The sequence below is a fragment of the Anaerostipes sp. AF04-45 genome, assembly GCF_003461725.1.
Taxonomy (GTDB): Bacteria; Bacillota; Clostridia; order Lachnospirales; family Lachnospiraceae; genus Anaerostipes; species Anaerostipes caccae.
Genome location: NZ_QTXQ01000009.1, coordinates 124,938 through 145,044, shown reverse-complemented (window position 1 = coordinate 145,044; position 20,107 = coordinate 124,938). Strand labels below are relative to the sequence as shown.

The following is a 20,107-nucleotide window of genomic DNA, read 5'->3' as shown; positions in this document are numbered from 1 at the left end:
TAATTTGCGGTAGAATTGCAGTCGGTTGGAACTTTAATTCGCCGCCCGACACTCATATTTCTCCCTTGTGTCATATTCCTGTAATAATAGAAACATGGTATAATTATAAAATATATACAGAAAACAATATATTTTGGAAGATAAAAGTAATTTTAAATGCACAGAAAGGATGAAATATGGAGTTACTACTAGCTCATTTAACAGATATTCATTTAGATACGGAAAAGGATTTTGATATTTTATTAGAACGATGCGAATCCATTGGGAATGTAATAAATAAACATATAATTAATCCAAAAAATACTACAATTATTTTCTGTATCACAGGAGATATAACATTTTCTGGAGAAAAAGACCAATATAATTGGGCAATGTTATTATTTGAAGAAATTATCAATACTATAAAGAATAGGTATAATGAGGTACCTATTTATTTTGCTTTTGTGCCAGGTAATCATGATTGTAATTTCAACAGCGAACAATCCGTAGTAAGAGATGCAGTTTTAAAAAACACTGACATTGATATGTCGGAGGAAATTTTAATTAAAAGTTGTACGAGTATCCAGGATAACTATTTTAAGTTTATTAAAGAATTTGATCAGTTAGATTCGATTATTTCCTGTGTGTCAGTTTTAGATAATTCTATATTTACGGAACATGCATTTTTTTTGCAAAAGGAAAAAGTATCAGTTTTTATAGATTGTTTTAATACAGCGTGGTGTTCGAAGATAGATGAGGTAAAAGGGCATATGAAAATATTCTTACCAGAATATAAGGATGGAAGTGAATCCGATATAACTATTACTCTAGCACATCATGATGTTTCTTGGTTTGATTGGGAGAGTACAGAAGTGTGGAATAAATATGCGGAAAATAGTACTGACATTATTTTGGTTGGACATGATCATAATACAGACTATGTACATAAAGAAAATTTTAATGCTGCTTCAAACTATTATATAAAAGGTAATCAATTATATAGTGAGCAAAATCCTGACCAAAGTGGATTTAATATTTTTAAAGTGGATTTAGAAAGTAATAGTCAAATATTTTTTTCATATCTATGGGATGGGAAATTATACAAACAGCTACTGAAGACAAAGGCAGAAAAATATATAAGGAATAGATACAAAAAAAGTGGAATACAGATAAAAAAAGAAGTGTTAGAGTTTTTAGAAAATATAGAATTGGATATGATAGAAAGTAAGAATAGACAAAAGTTACTTCTAAGTGATATCTATGCTTTTCCTCTTTTACGAGGTGCATCATCAAAAAATAAAAAGCAAGAAACTTTCTATAAAGATGAGGAAGGGGTTTTAAACTTTATAGAAAATAAAAAGTTTGTGCTAATTTCTGGTGAAAAAGAATTTGGAAAATCTGCATTGCTAAAACATTTATTTAAGGCTTTTTATGACAGAGATAAATTTCCGATTTTTATGAAAATAGCAGATATTAACTCCGTAGATGGAGAGGAGATGAATGAAACAATTTCTCAATTATATAAAAATCATTATAATAATTTAGATGATGAATATATTATGCAAATTAAGCCAGAAAAAAAAGTTTGTTTAATAGATGATTTTGAAGAAATCAAACTCCAGGATAAAAGTATAAAAAAACTTTTGGAGTATCTTACAAATAAATTTGGAACGGTTTTGATCACTAATAATTTGCGTAATGATATTTTGAGCTTCCTAAAGAATATAGAAACTAAAGACTTTATTGCAGAAAAGTTCTCAACATTAACAATAACAGAATTAAGACAGTATGGACGACGAAAACTTGTAGAAAAATGGTTGCTTTTGTCCGATCCGGATCAGGACGTTAATAGCCAGTGTTTTGATGCAAAGAGAAAAAATAAACTTGAGCATGTTCAAAGTGTTATGAGGAAAGGATACTTTAATAAAACCCCAATTGAGTTCTTAATGGTCTTATCATACTTAGATAGTCATGAGACTATTAATGCTGATTTTAGTAAATATTCGTTTGTATATGAAAATATAATCACAAGTAAGATTAGTGATATTTCGCATCGTGATGCAAATGAAGCAACAATGTATAAAACTGTTTTACAACAATTTGCTTTTGAAATGTATAGAAATGATACAAAGCTATATGTAGAGGAAAGTTTTTTGACAAGAGTCATATATAATTATAACGAGGAATATCGAGGAACAAAGGGTTCTGTTCTAGGTACTGTAGAAAAATTAGTGCAACATCAAATCTTAGAACGAAAAGGAGATCAATATAGATTTAAATATAACTATATGTATTATTATTTTACAGGAAGTTATATTACCGATCAAATGAATCATGAGAAGCAAACTGAAATCATTACACAAATTTTCTCTGATTTGTCAAAAGAAATTAACTTTAATATAGCGTTGTTCTTGGCATTTAGTCTTAACACTGAGTATGATATATTACCTCGTATATTAAAGATAACTCAAGGACTATTACAGAAATACGAAGACTTTGATTATGAAGATCAAAGAAATTTGATAAAAAAATTAGAAGCTGATATCAACTTGAAATTAGACAAAATTTTTGATATTCCTGAAAATAGGAATATGCCCAAAATTCAAGAAAGAAGAGCTATTTTAGAGGATGCCCTCGAAGAATTAGAGGAAGAATCTAAAGAAGAAAAAGAAAAAATACAGAATAAGTATTACAAAGAATTTGCTCAATTATTAAGAATAAACGAATTTTTAGGAGAAGTTTTAAAGAACTATTCATCAAAGATCAAGAGAGAACCGAGAATTAATATTTTGAAGTTAATGACAAAATCTTCCTTGAAATCCATTGGAATGTTATGCGATTGTACGAGAATGTTAATTGATGGATTTATATTATCTATTGATGAAAAGATAAAGGATGAGGATGAGGAAATACTTAAAATAAAAAGTAGTTTTAAACAACAAGTAAAAGGGCTACTTAGTAATTTTTGGTTGCAATTTATTTCAGTTAATGTAAGTCATCTTTCATTTTGTCTTCAGTGTGACCGACTAGATAAAGAGATGGCAGAATATCAAGAATTGATTAATTCTAAGTTTTTTGATATGGTACGAATTGAATATCTAATAAGAATATCCAATGGACCGCTTCCAGTAAAAGAATTACAGAATCTGTATAGCGGAAAGAATAAATTAGATGCATTTTCAAAGAAAGTTTTGAAACAAAATATTTATGGCTATCTGTCTAATGTTCAATATGATGAAAGAGATAAGCAAACTGTATGCTCTATTGTTGGTTTCAAAATAAAAGATATGCGTATCGATGAAAAAATGAAGGAAGTCCTTTCAAATGTATAATTAATTTTCTTATATAGAGATTGTCTACAAAGAAGGGTTGGCATTACATTAGCGTAAAAAGCGTATTAATAAAAATGTAAAAAAGTCTGGAACCAGCATAAACACCTGGGTTCCAGACTTATGTTCCAGTGGAACATAAGTTATGAAATTTGCTGAGATGGGGTCTCCATCTCTTTTTTTTGTTCTTTATATAATTGAACCATGGTGCCTCTAATGAGGTCCTGGTTTTCTTCGTCTAGTCTTCGGTAGTATTCTAATACTCGCTTTTCATCCTCTGATAGATTTTCGGATTTTAGAAATAATTCAGGTTTTCTTATAGCTGATAATCCAACTATGTAATCTATCGAAGCATCAAAAAGTTTTGCAAGAATGATAAGTGTGTCTTCTGTCATGTTAGCTCTTCCGGTTTCATATTTTGAAATAGCAGAGTCCTGAACATTAAGTTTTTTTCCTAGATATTCCTGTGTCCAATTTTTTTCTAATCTTAATTCTTTAACTCTATTCATTAATAAAAACCTCCATGAATTGATTATATATTTTTTGAAAACTATAAAAAAGATAATCGTCTTATACAGACGATTAAAACTTGACTTTGTCTTTAAAAGAATGTATAATAATTATCATAAAATGTGTGTATGATGTTATAAGTTACGCATTTTTTTTATAAAAAAATACTGTCTTATAAAGACAGAAAAAGTTCCTTGAAAACTGCATAGTTGTATTTGATACAAAACCCAACGAAGTGAGCCGACATTGATCTTCGCCTTGACCTGTCGTGAGATAGCAGCGATAAAAGATAAATGTCAATCAGATATGGTAAATCTGATGCGATGACCTAACCAGAAGTGGCGAAGAGTTGAGGAATAATGATACTTCTGCATAGTTGCTTCCCTTGCCGGGAAAGGAGCGGCGATCTGTGTAAGAGCAGACGACGGATAGAGTGCAGTTCACCCATAAGAATGGGGAAATCCACAAATATGAAAATGTGAGATATGAAGTCCTTACCAGACTTGTCAGAGACAACATTTATTTTTTATGTATATCAGTGAGCATAAACCATTGTGTTTACTGATATACATAAATACAACAACTAAAGAATAAATTTTATACAAAGATCCAGGGGGTTATTTATGAATGAACAAATTCCTATTTGGGTAAAAATGAATTTAACAGTAGAAGAAGCGGCCAAGTATTCAAACATTGGAGAAAATCTTATTAGAGAGAAATTAAAAAATCCAAACTGCCCATTTCTAATGATGATTGGTAAAAAGAAATTAGTGAAACGTAGAGAGTTTGAAGAATACAATAGTAAAAATAAAACATTCAAATAGAGATTTTAGTATGATAAAATAAAATATTATATTAAAGTCTTTTTTTATTGCCAATTTAAGAGGTGCGATATGGGAAAGGACTTGAATGGAAAAGAATTAGGAAAAGGTATTACGCAAAGAAAAGATGGGAGGTATGTCGCCCGGTTTACAAATCGTTTTGGACAGCGGCCAGAAATTAAAAGCTATGATTTGGAAAAATTAAAAACTGATTTTGAAAATGCAAAGTATGAAGATCGACATAAAATGAACATTGCTGAAAAGAAAAGTCTGAATGATTGGTTTCCATTGTGGATGGACGTATATAAATATGGGCTGTTAAGACCAAGTAGTATAGTTCAATATAAGAATATGTTTTTCAAACACATAAGTCCAGAGTTAGGAACGATGTATTTGGATGATGTGGAGCACTTTCATATTAAAAAGCTTATCAACAAAATGGACAAAGAGGAATATAGCTTTGAAATGAAAAATAAAGCCAGAATTCTTTTGTTTGACATGTTTAATATAGCTATATTAAATAATTTAGCTAGAAAAAATCCTTGTAGGAACATTAGAATCTCTTTCGATGAGGATAAGGATGTTAGAGTGCTCACAAGAGAAGAACAATCAATCTTCTTTGATGCCTCTTCTGGTACGTTTTATAATAACGCATTTAACTGTCATGTGGAAAGCGGACTGAGACCAGGGGAGCTTTTCGCTTTGGAAGAAAAAAATTTAGATTTCAAAAACAGTATTATTCATGTAGAGCGTACACTGTCATATCAGAAATTTGAGGGAGATGCCAAGAAAACTTTTCATTTTGGACCACCAAAATCAAAGACTAGCCATCGGGATGTGCCGATGACTGATCAATTTAAACTTTACGCAAAAAAACAGATGTTACAAAAGAAAGTTGTAATGTCGCGTACTAATAAAGAAATTGACAAAAAGTTTAAGAACCTTTTGTTCACAACAACCTTTGGAACTCCAATAAACTCTCAAATCTATATTGATGCAATTGACCGGGTCCTCAAGGAAACAAATTTAATGTTGGATACTTCAGAACGAATCGATCATTTTAGCGGACATTGTTTTCGACATACTTTTGCGACTAGATGTTTTGAATCAGAAATAAGAACAGAGACGATTCAGAGATGGCTTGGGCATGCATCACCAGATATGACAACAAAATTATATGTTCATGTACTAGAAGATTTTCAAGAATTAGAAATCATTAAACTACAAAACAATCCAGTTAAATCAGTGGATGAACTAACACAAGACAAAATTAATAGCATTAATAAAGGTGTAAAATTGGTGTCAGCTTAGGAAGATTGGTGTCAGAAAGACAAGAGAATCCTTAAATTAATGCGGTTTTATCGCATAGAAAAAAATGATTGGGATGTTCTACTATGTATACCAGGCAACTCCTTATGATTTGTAGGATTTTATGAAAAAACCGAATTTCACATAAAAAATATTTCTTGTATTGATATTATTTTTCGAGTCTGGTTTCTTAATTTGCCGTTGACATTTACAAGGAATTTATGATAGGATAACTACAAGGAATTCCTGAATTAAAACAAAATAATATTGTCGTATAGAGATTTGAATATGACAGAAGATTATGGCTTATGCCATGATTTTCTGTCATATTTTTTTGTTTTATAGGAAAGTTCTACGATATTTCCTAATGAAATAAAAACGCTCTGCGGGTTGAGAGTTGAAGTGGGATTGCCCGCTTAGTTACATAATCTTTTATGGAAAGGTGGTCAGGATGAAAGAGATAAAAATATTATGTGTCTACGATGGATACATAACGAAAGACATCATGAGCGGAATGAAAGAACTGGAGAAATTTGGAGCCCATATTACTATGATCAATGATGACCAGATAAAAAACGTGGGGGATGTTACCAATCGAATGCTGCTGCTGGAGCAAAAAGGTATTGCGGAGGCACCAACGTGCAGAACTTTGCTGGAGAATTGTTCAGACAAAGAGATTTTGGTTGTTCACTGTACATCAATCAACAAAGAGATTCTGGAGGCTTGTTCAAAACTTCAGGCAGTGGTTGTTCTTCGCGGCGGCATTGAAAATGTGGACAGCAGTGAGCTTGCCAAGCGGCAGATTCCTCTGATGAACGCATCTTTAAGAAGTGCGGATGCGGTCTCTGATGCAGCCGTAGGCATGATGATCGCTGAAAATAAAAATATTGCAAGGAGCCACCATTATATGAAAGAAGGGAGATGGGTAAAATCATATATCAATCAAAGATACATACGCAATATGAATAAATGTACGGTTGGATTGATAGGCTACGGCGCTATTGGATCCAGAGTGGCAAAAAAATTAAAGGGATTTGAAAGCCAGATTCTGGTCTATGACCCCTTTGTCAGCAAAGAGCAGATTGAGAAAGATGGTGTGAAAGTTGTAGAGCTGGACCAGTTATTAGAAACATCCGATTTTGTCTCCGTGCATTTAAGATTGTCTGATAAAACGAAGAAATTTATGGGAAAGCGGGAATTTGTACAGATGAAGAAAACAGCTTACTTTATCAATACTGCCCGGGCAGGACTAGTGGATACAGAAGCACTTACAGACGCTTTGAAAAACCGTGAGATCGGCGGTGCGGCCATCGATGTATTTGATCAGGAACCGCTGTCAAAAGGCCACCCATACTTAAATCTTGAAAATGTAACACTGACTTCTCATCTTGCAGGAACGTCAAGTGATACTCCGGTTGTAAGCGTAGAGATCGGTGTTCAGAAGCTGAAAGATTACCTCACCAGAATGGCGGAGGAAGACAATGAAGAAGATTAATCTGGCAGAAGTTCTGCTCAAAGAGATGGCTGTCTTTGACTGTAAATCATTTGAAAGTAAAGAGGAGATGTTTGACATTGCGGCTCTGAAATTTACGGAAGAAGGATTTGTCACAAATGCGGAAGCATTTGAAGAAGCTTTGAAGTTCAGGGAAACCCTTGGCCCCACATATATGGGGAATTTGGTTGCTGTACCCCATGGAAAATGCAGAGAAGTTTTAAAGCCTGGAATAGCATTTTACAGATGCAAAGAACCTTTTGTTTATGAGTCCGCAGGAGAATCCGGATTTGTAAAATACATTTTTGTATTAGCTATTTCTGAAAATCAAGAGAACAATTATCATCTGAGAGTACTGGCAGCATTAGCAGGAATGCTGGCACATAAAGAATTTTTAAAGCTTTTGGAAGAAGCCGCAGACTATGAAGAATTTATTCATGGAATAAATCAATTAAAACTATAAAAAGGTATGTACGAAAGGAGGAAATGACTCATGTTAGTCACACTAAAAGAGATCTGTAAGATCGCGGATGAGAGAGGGATTGGAGTGGGGGCATTTAATGTGCCGAATCTTGAGGCTTTGACCGCTGTCGTAGAGGCAGCGGAAGAATTGAATGCTCCGGTTATCATTGCCCATGTTGAAATTCATGAAAAATATGTTCCGATTGAAGTCATTGGACCGATCATGATTGAAACTGCAAAAAATGCGTCTGTCCCAGTCTGTGTTCATTTAGATCATGGTACAAGTTTTAACGAAATAATGAAAGCTCTGCGGATTGGATTTACTTCTGTCATGATTGATGCGTCTTCTGAGGATTATGATACAAATGTGGAGAGGACAAAAGAGATTGTGAGGATAGCCCATGGTATGGGAGTTTCTGTAGAAGCGGAGCTGGGACACATTTTAGTCTCTGAAAAAGGAGCTTCTGAGGGTGATGTCACCCCAAATAACGTAAATCCCAAAGATTGTTATACAGATCCTGAGAAGGCAAGGGAGTTTGTCAAGAACACAGGAGTGGATGCCCTGGCAATAGCGTTCGGCACTGCACATGGGGTATATGCTGCAAAACCAGTATTAGACCTGCAGCGGATCATGGAAATAAAGAAAAAAATTGATATTCCGCTGGTAATGCACGGTGGTTCAGGCGTATCAAGCGACGAATTTAAGACTGCGATTCAAAACGGGATAAAAAAGATTAACTATTATACATATATGGCCTTGTCCGGAGCCGATCGAGCGAAGAAATTCTTATATGAAAGTAGAGATGATGACAGCGTTCAGTTTCATGATATCGTCATGGCAGGAAAAGAAGGTATGAAAGAGAATGTCAAAATTGCAATGAACACTTTTTTAATGAAGTGAGAGAAAAGGAGAAGAATATTGAAGGATAATTTATTGGAGTTTAAAGCCACAGTGATGTCAGCTATTACAACTGGTGTATCCTATATGCTTCCTTTTGTTGTAGCCGGAGGCATATTAGTAGCCATTTCATTTGCAATCGGAGGTTATGATGTAGGCTCAGCGGTTGAACCGTGCAAAACCTTAGCTTCCACCCTTTATTATCTTGGACAGATTGGGCTTAGTACCCTTATGGTTCCGATTTTAGGCGCGTTTGTTGCATATTCCATTGCAGATAAACCGGGTATCTGTGTTGGAATGTATGCCGGATGGATTGCGACAGATCCGTGGAGCATTGGATATGCATCCGGTTTCCTGGGGGCGCTGATCGGCGGCATTATTGCTGGATATCTGGTGGAGGCCCTAAAGAAAATGCCGCTGCCAAGATCCTTAAAATCACTGCTGCCCACGTTAATCATTCCTCTGCTTGGATGCGGAATGATAGGACTTTTAATGCACTATGTACTGGGAGGACCGCTGGGAGCCTTAACGACTGCATTAACACATTTTCTTGACGGTCTTGGGACAGGCAATATCATCATCTTAGGCCTTGTGCAGGGAGCCATGATTGCTTTCGACATGGGCGGGCCATGTAATAAAGTGGCCTATGCATTTTCACTGGCCTGCATGGAAACAGGAAACTATCTGCCGATTGCTGCCGTTTTTGTGGCTGCAATGGCACCTCCCATGGCTATGGCCATTGCAATGATCGTGAAAAAAGATTATTTTACGAAAGAAGACAGAAGCTCCATTCCCGGGTGCATCGCAGGATGCCTGTGTATGATCACTGAATTTGCCATTCCTCATGCAGCAAAAGATGTAAGACGCATTCTTTGCTTTTGTGTCGGATCAGCCATCGGTTCTGCCATGTCTTTTGCTCTCGGTGTGACAATGAGGGCACCTCACGGAGGGTTATTTGTCTTATTTGCAGTCAATAAGCCGCTTGTGTTCATAATCTGTCTTGTAACGGCGGTTTTAATTTCAGCAGCATTGATTATATTTATCGGACATCCGGTGGAGCAGGAGACATAGGGAGAAAACACAAATACAGATAAGGAGAAATGTATGAAGGTAATCGGAATCACATCATGTGCAACAGGGATCGCGCATACATATATGGCGGCTGATGCAATAGAAAATATATGCAAAGAAAGAGGATATGAATGTAAAGTCGAAAGACAGGGGGCCCTTGGAATAGAAAACAAGCTAAAAGCAAGAGAGATCAAAGAAGCGGACTTGATCGTTTTTGCCAATGATGTAGGTATTTCGAAGGCGGAACGGTTTAAGGGATCAGAAGATAAGATATTCCAGACAAAACCTCATGACGTAATAAAAAATCCTGCAATCATTTTTAATAAATGATATGATGAATGAAAAGGAGCAGGAGACTATGGGAGAGGGAGAGCTATGTTTGATGATGGAAAATTTCATGTGATACCAGCGGTACGCAGTCTGAAGTTTTTTGCAGAAGCGCTGAGAACGGAAGAAGAGTGGATTTTGACCAGCAACTGTGCACATATAGGAAATCTGCAGAGCCTGTCTCACAAATGTCATGATGCCAATAAAAAAATTATTGTAAATCATGAGATCGTGGGCGGACTGGGAGCCGACAAGACTGCGTTTGAGTTTTTAAAGAAGATGTACCATGTAGACTGTGTCATGGGAGTTCACAATATCCGGCTGGGAATGGTCAAGAATGAAGGAATGAAGACCATTCAGCGCATCACTCTTTCAGACTCCTTTGCTCTGGAACAGGCTGCCAAAAGCTTACAGATTTCAAAGGCAGATGCCATTGAGCTGCGGCCGGCATATTATGCAGCAGAGTTTTTGGATTATTTCAAAAAAATCAAAGACTGCTGTTATATTGCCGGCGGATTTATCGACAGTAAAGACACGGTTGATATAATGTACAGGGCAGGATTTAATGGGATTACAACAAGCAATGAGAAGCTATGGAACTATCAAATACGATAAACAATAAAAGGACTTATGATCAGGGCAGGTACGGTTTTTAAAGCTGTACCTGCCCTTTATGAAATGATTTCGGATTGGCACCGCATACGGAGCAGCAGTAGTAATCTTGCTGCCATGTTCTGTTTAAGGAAGTGTTTACTTCATATTCTTAAAGATCTGATAGATCTTTGAATAATTTTTCTTATCATCCTCACTCTGTTTCACTCCGGTGTACTCCGTCCAATCACTGTCGCTTCTTCCGAGAACGCTATAAGTACGCGGTTTTCCGTCAGAAGAATCGGAAGCAGACAATGTCTCCCTACGTACAGCCACATATCCGGCAGTGTAAGTGCCTCTCGCAGAATTATAGCGAATGACTTTTACTTTATCACCGGGACTCTTGGAACTGATATCCTCTGTGGTCCAGTAGAAATAATAGCTGCTGCCTTTTCCCTGAAAAGACCATGTATTGACCCCTGCCTGGCCGGCGTTAAATCCTGCCTGCCCAAGAGCATTCAGAAGATTTTCATAGGCTTTTCCTGTACCGGAAGAGGAATCGATATTTTTGTTCATGTAGCCTTCGATCAGTTTTGCGATGTCCGGGTTATTCGCTATGATATAAGACAATGCCTCGTTCATGTTAAAATCGTAATTTTTATCATGTTTGCCGCACACAATGACGATGCTTCCGTCAGATCCGCGGCTGACATCATAGGCCCCGCCCTGCCGGCATTTGTATTCGGATTTTTCGGCAAGAGATTTCAGGTATGCGGTGTCGTATTTTCCTGACTCTTCCAGTTCATAGATTTCATCGGCTGTGAGATCTCTCAAAAGTCCTGCTTTGCTGACCAGGCAGGCTTTCTTCTGGGCGCTGGTGATGTAGCTGATCAGGGAAGGAATCAAAAGAGCCAGAAGTATTGCCAGAATCAAGAGAACTACAATGAGTTCCACTAAGGTAAAACCCTTATTTTTCTTGTATTTGTATGACATCACAGTATGGTCAGCTCCTTTCCGAATCTTTCTTTTAGTATAGCATATCTGCCTGGGATCAGATACAGAAAAAGAGAAATCTACGACAAAGCCTGAATGCGGGGTTTCTTTCTGTGAGCATTTCTCACTCTTTGACGGCATTTTGGAAGCATATTCTTCAGCTTCTCCCATTCTTCATCATCTGCATTTTTTGCAAGCTTTTCCTCCAGCAGATGGGACTGGATGATCAGGCTGTAATAGAGCTGTGTATCCGTATCCTCCTGCCTGCATATCTGTGTCAGCAGCTTTGTAGCTGCTGCATATTTATTCCAAAGCTGTTCTGTTGCAAGTCTCCGGCTGAATGGAAAGACTACAAGGTTGAAGATCAGGGAGACCAGAATTCCAGCGATTATATATGCCAGGCGGACTGCCAGCATTTCTCCCACACTGTTCCATCCAAAGACATCGGTAAAGACGGCGGCGCCCAGAGCACCAATGGTGGAACAGGCGAAAGTGCCGGTATAGTCTGTAAAGTAAAAGGAAAGGTATCCGGATAACATCATAATCGCAGTGCGGCCTGTCATAGACGGAACAGCCGCATACAAAAGCAGGCTGAGGAGACCGCCGGCTGCCGTGGCGGCAAACCTTTTCTTTGCCTTTTGTCCGATGTCGTCTGCATACGGCAGAGAAACAGAAGCGATGGTAAACAGCAGCCATTTTCCGTGAACAAGGTGCATGGACTGGACAAACAGGCATGAACATGCCAGGAGCAGACCGACGCGCAGGGCATATACGACTCTGACCGGACTGATATCCAGGGCGGCCTTCAGCCGGATGGAAAGAGAGAGCATTGTCTTCCGGTACCGGGTCTTTTTTTCAGGGTCCGTCATATGGAGGAGATGTTCCTGCAGATAGGTAAGCCCGTCAAATAGTTCCTTTGCCCTGGAATCCTCTTTCTGAGATACAAAGTCAGACTGGAGGAGCGGAGGGAGTTCTTTGATCTGTCCCTGTACAAACTGCCGGAAGACAGAGAGCTTTTCAGAGACGGAGCAGAGCATTTTCGTCTGGAAAACAGAGAGCGGCTGTTCCATATCGGAAAGGATCAGAAACAGATGTTCTATCCCCCGTCCGGAATCGATGACCGCAAAATCAGCATCTGAAATGCACAAAATCTTCTTACGGCGGTCATAAACCATACGGCTTAAGCGGAACAGATTTTTTCTCACGTCTTCCGGTGTGTCAGGGGCTCCTTTTCCGGTGATCATATAATCGATCAGATCGCAGGTCTCATCAATCATATCAGACAGCGCATCTCTTGTGGTCTCAATAACCCGTTTACGGCCCATAATGAACTGATACAGAATGATGCAGACAGCACCCGTGATCATGGCGGCCAGACGCTTTGGCAGCAGATCCGGTGTAATCGGTGAAATAAAGATCAGGAACAGATAGGACAGTATGTATGGGAAGTAAAGGTGGCTGGAATGCTCGTAAGTAAAAACATAAAGGATCAGAAAGATCATTCCGAAGTTCAGCGGAAATGAAAACACAGGGGGCAGTGTGTTTACAACACAGGCAGAGACAGCCATGGCTGCAAGGACAGCAGCCTGGCCTGCCAGATGTTTTACCGGTGAAGCGGTCATATCCTTTAACATAGAAGATGCCATCATAATGGTAAAAATAACACCGACGATGGAATTTTCCATGCCAAATACTTTCTGGAATACTGTGACAAAAGTAATAATAAAAATAAAATCCAGAGTGGCAAATCTGAAATTCTTCTTCAGACTTTCCTGGCAGGAAGCCAGTATCTTTTTAGTCTTATTGTTCAATTAGAATGCCTCCTTTCAGCAATTCATAATGTTATCATGCCAGAGGACCTTGTTCAAGAACGTCACTTTTGGCTTTTTTTTCGTACACAAACTATATATCCCCATAAATTTTGACAGGATTCATTCATGCCAAGGTTGAATTGCTTGGGCAACTATTTGTTCTGAACATCCTTTATAATAAAAGCATACCAACAATGCAATCTTTTTAAGAAAGGAGAGAGACATTATGAAACAGCAAGTACAGAAGTTCGGACGTTTTTTGAGCGGCATGGTGCTGCCCAACATCAGTGCGCTGATCGCATGGGGATTTTTCACCGCGATCTTCCTGCAGGGAGGGTGGTTCCCAAATGAAAAGATGGCAGCCGTGATCAGTCCTATGCTTAACTATCTCATTCCGGTCCTGATGGGCTATACCGGAGGAAAGATGGTGTACGGAACAAGAGGAGCAGTCGTCGGTGCAGTGGCAACCTTCGGCATCATCATCGGAGGCTCCATCCCGATGTTCCTCGGAGCAATGATCGCAGGACCTCTTGGAGGATGGCTTGTGAAAAAGCTGGACGGTCTGCTGAAAGACAAGATTCCGACAGGTTTTGAGATGCTTTATGACAATTTTTCCGCAGGAATCCTCGGAATGATTCTCGTAATGCTCTGTTTCTGGATTATGGGGCCGCTCGTAGAGGGAGCCAGCAATGCCCTTGGAAACGGAGTAAAGGCAATCGTAGACGCGGGAATGCTGCCGCTGGCATCTGTTATCATTGAGCCGGCAAAAATTTTATTTTTAAATAACGCCATTCAGTATGGCGTGCTGACACCGCTTGGTCTTGCAGACGCGGCTGAAGCCGGAAAATCCATCTACTTTCTGCTGGAAGGCAACCTGGGGCCTGGACTCGGAGTACTCCTTGCATGCTGGTTTTTCGGAAAAGGAGAAGCAAAGAGTTCTGCTCCGGGTGCTATCATTATTCAATTCTTCGGCGGAATCCATGAACTTTACTTCCCCTATGTACTTATGAAGCCTGCCCTGATCATCGCGGTAATCCTGGGAGGCAGTGCAGGAATACTTACCAACTCCTTATTGGGCAGCGGTCTTGTGGCGGCGGCGACACCGGGAAGTATTTTTGCCTATATGGCCATGGCTACGAAAGGCGGGGCGCTTCCGGTGCTGGCAGGTATTGCTGCGGCTACGGCAGTATCTTTTATCGCTGCTTCCATTATTTATAAGCGCTCTAAAGATGATGAGGAAGAGGGCAGCTTCCAGAGTTTTGACCCATTGGATCTGTCTCTGGACGGCGGGGTAAAGAAGATCGTCTTTGCCTGTGATGCGGGAATGGGCTCCAGCGCCATGGCAGCGGCTACTTTGACGAATAAGCTGAATAAGGCCGGAATCAATATTAAAGTGGCTCACACATCTGTGGATGAGATACCAGAGGACGCAGAGATTATTCTTACTCACACAAGCCTTGCGGACAGGGCAAAATCTTATAACAGTACGGCACGGATCATTGCGGTTTCCAACTTTGTTGAGGCACCGGAATATGACCGGCTGGTGGAAGAACTGAAAAAGCAGCAGTAAATGTATGGGGAGGAAATCGTATGCGTGTGAAAATGGCTTCTCTATATGGGAAGAAAGATATCAGGATCAGAGAGACAGAGTTGCCGGACTTAAGAGACGATGAAATATTGATCAAAGTCATGTCCAACGGGATCTGCTTTTCGACCTACAAAGCAGCCATGAAAGGCGAAGAGCATTTAAGAGTTCCCGAAAACGTGCATGAGACCCCGGTGGTTACTGGCCATGAAATGGCCGGTATCATTGAAAAAGTAGGAGAAAAATGGAAAGGGCAGTATAAAGAAGGAACGTCCTGTTTTTTACAGGCTGGGATTCGGTACAAGGGAAGTGAGGACGCACCGGGTTATTCCTTTGAATTTTTCGGGGGAAATGCGACTTACACGATCATTCCGGGAGGCTATATTGAATCCGGATGTCTTCTGACTTATGAAGACGACTATTTTGCTTTTGCTTCCATGGGAGAGCCTGTATCCTGCATCATCAGCGCGTTTCATACATGTATCTATGATTATATGGAAGATATGTTTGTCTATGACAATATTCATGGAACAAAGGAAGGCGGAAATCTGCTTCTGATGGCATCCTGCGGACCTATGGGGATCGGAGCCATTGACTATGCGGTACACGGACCTGCAAGGCCAAAGAAACTGGTAGTTACGGAGATCAATGAAGAGCGGCTTAAAAGGGCAGCACAGCTGATCAGTCCAAAAGAAGCATCGGATTACGGAGTGGAACTTATTTATGTGAATCCTGAGGATTTGGACAATGAAGAACAGGAATTAAGACAGCTGTCCGGGGGAAAGGGCTATGACGACATCATGGTATTTGCGGCATCAGAACGTCTTGTAGAGCTGGGCAGCAGCCTTCTTGCCGTCAACGGATGCCTGAACTTTTTTGCCGGCCCGACCGATGAGCAGTTTAAGGCGAGAGTCAATTTCTACGACATTCATTACAGGAGGACCCACTATGTCGGCAACAGCGGCGGAAATTTAGACGATATCCGGGAAATGTTCGATTTGTCCAGAGAAGGACTGATCACACCGGAGTATATGATCACGCATGTGACGGGACTTTCAGAGGTGCCGGAGATCATTTTAAATCTGCCGGATATTCCGGGCGGAAAGAAACTTGTATATCCTCATGTGGATCTGCCCCTTATGGCACTCGCTGATTTTGAAAAGCAGGCAGATGAAGATCCGGTTTATAAAAAAATTGCGGGCATTTTGAAAGCAAACCACGGGGTGTGGTGCAAAGAAGCCGAGCAGGTATTATTTGCCGAAAAATGGATCGGTGATTGAAGTATTTTCCAATGCAGCAGTAAAAGATTTCGGGTAAAATGGAGGAAGAGACATGTTAGTAAATTTACAGAACATATTAAAAGAGGCGGAAGAAGGAGGGTACGCAGTTCCCTGCTTCAATGTTCCCAACTTTGAGATGGCGAGAGCGGCTGTGGATGCTGCCAGTGAACTTTCTGTGCCGGTGATTATCGGCCACGTCCAGGTTCATGACGGTCTGATTCCAATCGAAAATATCGGTCCCCAGACGGTGGAGTATGCAAAAAGGGCATCGGCTCCTGTATGTGTACATTTGGATCACGGCATTGACATGAGTTTTGTTATGAGAGGGATTCGGTGCGGATATTCCAGCATCATGTATGACTGCAGTGACCTTCCTTTTGAGGAAAATGTCACGAGAATCCGGGAATTTACCGAGGCGGCCCACGAGATGGGGCTCTCCGTGGAGGCAGAACTTGGAACCATGAGCAGTACGGCGGAGGATTCCCACGGCGGGCCGAGACTCCTTGGAAGAGATGAGATTAAAAAGACCTTCACCGACCCGGATATGGCAGCCGAGTTCGCAGAAAGAACCGGTGTGGATGCCCTTGCCGTATGTTTCGGAACGGTGCACGGAATCTATGCGGAGGAACCGATGCTCGATATTGCGCGGGTGAGAGAAATCCGAAGCAAGATGCCAAAGAGCACAAGGCTGGTCATGCACGGAGGCTCCGGCGTGGATCAGGAACAAGTGGCTGAAGCAATCAAAGCGGGGATTACAAAGATCAATTACCATTCCTACTGGTCCAAAGCAGCCTCCATGCATGTTTATGAGAAATTAAAAGAGACACAGGGGGATATGTTTTATCATGAGGTACAGGAGGAAGCGTACCGGAAATTAAAAGAAGATGCAAAAGAAGTACTTTTGAGGTTCAGGGGCGGAAGAGACTAGAGAACAGAAATTACAAGTCTCCTGAAAAAAGGGTCAGGTGAGAGAGATGGATCAAACGTTTTTTTCTCTTCGGCAGATAAAGCTGTTTCAGATTCTGCTCGGGCAGGATCAGTATCTGCCGATGGATCAGGCAGCAGAGAGACTTGGAGTCAGTACGAGGACCCTGTTTCGGGAAATTCAGGGGATCAACCGGGAACTTGGAGGGCTTTCAGTATATCTGGAGACAAAAACAGGAAAAGGAATCCGGCTGTCCGGTGACCGGGAAAGTTTTGCCGGCTGCCTGGAGGAAATCTCTAAGAGAGATTCTTCTCTGTTTTATTATACAAAAGAACAGCGGCGGGCACTGCTGACCATCGAATTTTTAAAAAGAAAACATATTGAAAAACTGGGATACTATGCATATAAACTGATGGTATCCGAAGCGACAATCAGCAATGACATCCAGGCTGTCAGGCCCTGGTTTCAAAAACACAGTCTGGCGCTGGAAAGGAAAGCAGGTCTTGGCATTACCGTGACCGGAGAAGAAGAAAATTTCCGAAGCGCGATCATTGACTTTCTCAATGAAAAACTGATGAGGGCAGATGTGGAGCAATTCCAGGACAGCAGAGGAGAATTCCGTGCTCTGGAATATTTCCAAAACCTTGGAAAGAACAGCAATATGGATCTGCTGAATGAAGAGATTCTTGACAAAGTCATAAAGATACTGAAGAAATGTGAAGATGAGTTTTTGAGCCGGATCACCAGGCACTCCTATATCGGACTTGTCATCCATCTGGTCATTGCCATTGAACGGCTCCTTTCCGGCAAAACGATCACGATGGAAGAAGAACTGCTTCGTGCATTAAAGGAAGATCCCTACTATAAAAAAGCAAAAGAGCTGACTGCGTATTTTGAAGAAGAGTTTCATATCGAAGTGCCGGAATCGGAGTCGGCCTATGTATTCATGCATTTAAAAGGCGCAAGAATGAAATATGCGGTGGAAAAGCAGGACGAACTGACGAAGATGCTGGATGAGTATGACTGTATGATCGTAGCGGATGATCTCATCGCAGCATTCGGGCGCCTGATGGGAGATGATTTCAGCCAGGACAAAGTACTTTACCAGGGACTGGCGTCCCATCTGAGAGCCACACTGCACCGCCTGAATTATCATATGAGGCTTGAAAATCCTCTTTTAGACCAGATAAAAGAAGACTTCAGGGATATCTTTGCCATATGCAAGTCTGTGTGCAAAGTCATGGAGACAAAATATCATCTGGAAGTCAATGAAGATGAGATCGCCTATCTGTCCTTTCATTTCGGAGCGGCAATTGAGAGAAAGAAAGCACAGATTAAACAGTCTGTCATTCTGAATGTTGCAGTCGTCTGTGCCAGCGGGATCGGCATTTCCAGTTTTCTGTCCTCCAGTATTAAGAGCCGTTTTGCGGGGACAGTCAGAGTCAGCCCGCTGTCTGTGGAACAGGTGGCATTGCGGGAAGCGGAAGGAATGGACATTATCATTTCCACGTTAAAGCTGCCCGACCAGGGAATACCGGTTATGGAAGTCGGGGCTCTGTTAAAAGAAGAGGACTTCGGCAGAATGCAGGCTTACTTTGAAATACTGAAGGAGCAGAAGATACAAAAGAAGATCCCGGATGTAAAGAATATTCGCAGGGCAGTATGCCCGGATATTGTAGAAAATCTCCGGATCTATCCGGCAGATGCATCAGAAGGGAAAGAGGAGGTTTTAAGAAAACTTCTCGGACATACAGACATGGGAGAGAAGCAAAAAGACCGGTGCCTGGAAGCGGTGATGGAGAGAGAAAAAGACGGACCGGTGGCATTAAAGGACCGTAAATTTCTGATTTTCCACTGTAATATTCCGGGAAACAATACACCGGTCCTTATGTTTTTTACATTGGATCACAAAAAGGGGACACATCCGGATTTTCAGGACTTTGACAAAGGTGCGCTGATGATCGTGGATAAAAAACAGGATAAGAAGACAAGAGATACGCTGGCCGTTATTTCTGAAGGGTTTGTCAATGATGAGAGAATTCTTGAATCCCTTGAAAAGAAAGATCCAAAAGCACTCAGATGTCAGATCAGGGAGTATTTGGAGCGTGCAAAACAAGAAGGAGATGAGGGATTGTTATGATGCAAAAGGACAAGAGCAGGAAACCTGTGCTCATAAAGGAAAATATCGTGCTGGACTGTAAGGCGGTGACGCCGGAGGAAGCCATTATCCATGCCGGAGAACTATTGCTGAGAAGCGGATACATAAAGAGCGGGTACATCAGCGGCATGCTTTCACGGGATGAAAATTTTTCTGTTTATCTTGGAAATATGCTTGCGATTGCCCATGGAGAGAAAGGTGTCAGAGACCAGATTCTTGGAACGGGGATGTCTGTTTTGATCTGTCCGGACGGTATCGACTGGCATGGGAATCTGGTCAAGATCGTTATGGGGCTTGCGGCTATTGGGGATGAGCATATGGAACTTCTGATGCACTGCGCAAATATTTTCAGTGACAGGGAACGGGTGGAACGGCTGGTGAGATGCCGGGACAGAGACCGGGTTTACAGGATGTTCGGAGGAATATAGAAAAACTATCGCAGGGCGGCGTTGAATTTAGAGTCTTGATATGATAGCATTAGCTATGGTATCAGGGCTCTTATATTTTGCAGAGATTATGAAAGATACCATTTTACAGCGACAACTATTGTTCATAGAAAGGATGCCC

At 40.4% G+C, this 20,107-nt stretch carries 17 protein-coding genes; 14 read left to right on the top strand and 3 right to left on the bottom strand.

Annotated features, from left to right (window positions below; genetic code table 11):
- The first annotated feature begins 176 nt into the window (after window positions 1-176).
- The gene (locus DWV34_RS13930; protein ID WP_118476527.1) at window positions 177-3,311 is read left to right on the top strand and encodes a metallophosphoesterase; all 3,135 of its coding nucleotides are present in this window, start codon (window positions 177-179) and stop codon (window positions 3,309-3,311) included.
- 140 nt (window positions 3,312-3,451) lie between these two features.
- Here DWV34_RS13930 and DWV34_RS13925 read toward each other — a convergent pair whose 3' ends face one another.
- On the bottom strand, window positions 3,452-3,817 hold the full coding sequence (locus DWV34_RS13925; RefSeq protein WP_118476526.1) for a helix-turn-helix transcriptional regulator: 366 nt from the start codon (window positions 3,815-3,817) through the stop codon (window positions 3,452-3,454).
- A gap of 624 nt (window positions 3,818-4,441) precedes the next feature.
- Between DWV34_RS13925 and DWV34_RS13920 the strand changes: the two genes are divergently transcribed.
- The 8 genes from DWV34_RS13920 to DWV34_RS13885 all read left to right on the top strand — a co-directional run bounded on the left by DWV34_RS13920 (window position 4,442) and on the right by DWV34_RS13885 (window position 10,812).
- Window positions 4,442-4,642 (top strand): excisionase, encoded by a 201-nt coding sequence (locus tag DWV34_RS13920; protein ID WP_118476525.1) that lies wholly within the window; start codon window positions 4,442-4,444, stop codon window positions 4,640-4,642.
- A 69-nt stretch (window positions 4,643-4,711) separates the two neighbouring features.
- Window positions 4,712-5,950, top strand: coding sequence for a site-specific integrase (locus tag DWV34_RS13915; RefSeq protein WP_118476524.1), 1,239 nt, complete (start codon window positions 4,712-4,714; stop codon window positions 5,948-5,950).
- A 448-nt stretch (window positions 5,951-6,398) separates the two neighbouring features.
- On the top strand, window positions 6,399-7,442 hold the full coding sequence (locus tag DWV34_RS13910) for a 2-hydroxyacid dehydrogenase (protein WP_009288971.1): 1,044 nt from the start codon (window positions 6,399-6,401) through the stop codon (window positions 7,440-7,442).
- Window positions 7,429-7,902, top strand: coding sequence for a PTS sugar transporter subunit IIA (locus DWV34_RS13905; RefSeq protein WP_006566082.1), 474 nt, complete (start codon window positions 7,429-7,431; stop codon window positions 7,900-7,902). Before DWV34_RS13910 ends, DWV34_RS13905 begins: the two co-directional genes overlap by 14 nt.
- Window positions 7,903-7,932: 30 nt before the next feature.
- A complete protein-coding gene (locus DWV34_RS13900) occupies window positions 7,933-8,802 on the top strand; it encodes a class II fructose-bisphosphate aldolase (protein ID WP_009288970.1) in 870 nt (289 codons plus the stop codon).
- Window positions 8,803-8,820: 18 nt separating this feature from the next.
- Window positions 8,821-9,870 carry a PTS fructose transporter subunit IIC gene (locus DWV34_RS13895; protein WP_006566080.1) on the top strand — a complete coding sequence of 350 codons (1,050 nt, stop codon included), beginning with the start codon at window positions 8,821-8,823 and terminating at the stop codon, window positions 9,868-9,870.
- 33 nt (window positions 9,871-9,903) lie between these two features.
- The gene (locus tag DWV34_RS13890; protein ID WP_006566079.1) at window positions 9,904-10,200 is read left to right on the top strand and encodes a PTS fructose transporter subunit IIB; all 297 of its coding nucleotides are present in this window, start codon (window positions 9,904-9,906) and stop codon (window positions 10,198-10,200) included.
- 45 nt (window positions 10,201-10,245) lie between these two features.
- Window positions 10,246-10,812: a glycerol-3-phosphate responsive antiterminator gene (locus DWV34_RS13885; protein WP_009288969.1), complete on the top strand. Its 567-nt coding sequence runs from the start codon at window positions 10,246-10,248 to the stop codon at window positions 10,810-10,812.
- Between the two features lie 135 nt (window positions 10,813-10,947).
- Here DWV34_RS13885 and DWV34_RS13880 read toward each other — a convergent pair whose 3' ends face one another.
- Window positions 10,948-11,781, bottom strand: coding sequence for a prepilin-type N-terminal cleavage/methylation domain-containing protein (locus DWV34_RS13880; RefSeq protein WP_022260744.1), 834 nt, complete (start codon window positions 11,779-11,781; stop codon window positions 10,948-10,950).
- A gap of 80 nt (window positions 11,782-11,861) precedes the next feature.
- The gene (locus tag DWV34_RS13875; RefSeq protein WP_009288967.1) at window positions 11,862-13,592 is read right to left on the bottom strand and encodes an FUSC family protein; all 1,731 of its coding nucleotides are present in this window, start codon (window positions 13,590-13,592) and stop codon (window positions 11,862-11,864) included.
- Window positions 13,593-13,818: 226 nt separating this feature from the next.
- Here DWV34_RS13875 and DWV34_RS13870 point away from each other — a divergent pair, with 226 nt between their 5' ends.
- The 5 genes from DWV34_RS13870 to DWV34_RS13850 are packed head-to-tail and all read left to right on the top strand — an operon-like array spanning window position 13,819 to window position 19,968.
- Entirely contained in the window at window positions 13,819-15,162 is a 1,344-nt protein-coding gene (locus tag DWV34_RS13870; RefSeq protein WP_118476523.1) for a PTS mannitol transporter subunit IICB, read from the top strand.
- 20 nt (window positions 15,163-15,182) lie between these two features.
- The gene (locus DWV34_RS13865) at window positions 15,183-16,457 is read left to right on the top strand and encodes an alcohol dehydrogenase catalytic domain-containing protein (protein ID WP_118476522.1); all 1,275 of its coding nucleotides are present in this window, start codon (window positions 15,183-15,185) and stop codon (window positions 16,455-16,457) included.
- 52 nt (window positions 16,458-16,509) lie between these two features.
- The gene (locus DWV34_RS13860; RefSeq protein ID WP_006566073.1) at window positions 16,510-17,385 is read left to right on the top strand and encodes a class II fructose-bisphosphate aldolase; all 876 of its coding nucleotides are present in this window, start codon (window positions 16,510-16,512) and stop codon (window positions 17,383-17,385) included.
- 46 nt (window positions 17,386-17,431) lie between these two features.
- Complete coding sequence (locus DWV34_RS13855) at window positions 17,432-19,522, top strand: BglG family transcription antiterminator (RefSeq protein WP_006566072.1); 2,091 nt, start codon at window positions 17,432-17,434, stop codon at window positions 19,520-19,522.
- Entirely contained in the window at window positions 19,519-19,968 is a 450-nt protein-coding gene (locus DWV34_RS13850; protein WP_022260743.1) for a PTS sugar transporter subunit IIA, read from the top strand. The genes DWV34_RS13855 and DWV34_RS13850 overlap by 4 nt, the downstream gene beginning before the upstream one ends.
- The last annotated feature ends 139 nt before the right edge of the window (window positions 19,969-20,107 follow it).

Coding starts and splice junctions, on each gene's coding strand:
- DWV34_RS13860 (WP_006566073.1), top strand. CDS start 16,510: ATGTTAGTAAATTTACAGAACATATTAAAAGAGGCGGAAGAAGGAGGG.
- DWV34_RS13920 (WP_118476525.1), top strand. CDS start 4,442: ATGAATGAACAAATTCCTATTTGGGTAAAAATGAATTTAACAGTAGAA.
- DWV34_RS13865 (WP_118476522.1), top strand. CDS start 15,183: ATGCGTGTGAAAATGGCTTCTCTATATGGGAAGAAAGATATCAGGATC.
- DWV34_RS13915 (WP_118476524.1), top strand. CDS start 4,712: ATGGGAAAGGACTTGAATGGAAAAGAATTAGGAAAAGGTATTACGCAA.
- DWV34_RS13905 (WP_006566082.1), top strand. CDS start 7,429: ATGAAGAAGATTAATCTGGCAGAAGTTCTGCTCAAAGAGATGGCTGTC.
- DWV34_RS13930 (WP_118476527.1), top strand. CDS start 177: ATGGAGTTACTACTAGCTCATTTAACAGATATTCATTTAGATACGGAA.
- DWV34_RS13900 (WP_009288970.1), top strand. CDS start 7,933: ATGTTAGTCACACTAAAAGAGATCTGTAAGATCGCGGATGAGAGAGGG.
- DWV34_RS13855 (WP_006566072.1), top strand. CDS start 17,432: ATGGATCAAACGTTTTTTTCTCTTCGGCAGATAAAGCTGTTTCAGATT.
- DWV34_RS13850 (WP_022260743.1), top strand. CDS start 19,519: ATGATGCAAAAGGACAAGAGCAGGAAACCTGTGCTCATAAAGGAAAAT.
- DWV34_RS13880 (WP_022260744.1), bottom strand. CDS start 11,781: ATGTCATACAAATACAAGAAAAATAAGGGTTTTACCTTAGTGGAACTC.
- DWV34_RS13870 (WP_118476523.1), top strand. CDS start 13,819: ATGAAACAGCAAGTACAGAAGTTCGGACGTTTTTTGAGCGGCATGGTG.
- DWV34_RS13925 (WP_118476526.1), bottom strand. CDS start 3,817: ATGAATAGAGTTAAAGAATTAAGATTAGAAAAAAATTGGACACAGGAA.
- DWV34_RS13890 (WP_006566079.1), top strand. CDS start 9,904: ATGAAGGTAATCGGAATCACATCATGTGCAACAGGGATCGCGCATACA.
- DWV34_RS13910 (WP_009288971.1), top strand. CDS start 6,399: ATGAAAGAGATAAAAATATTATGTGTCTACGATGGATACATAACGAAA.
- DWV34_RS13885 (WP_009288969.1), top strand. CDS start 10,246: ATGTTTGATGATGGAAAATTTCATGTGATACCAGCGGTACGCAGTCTG.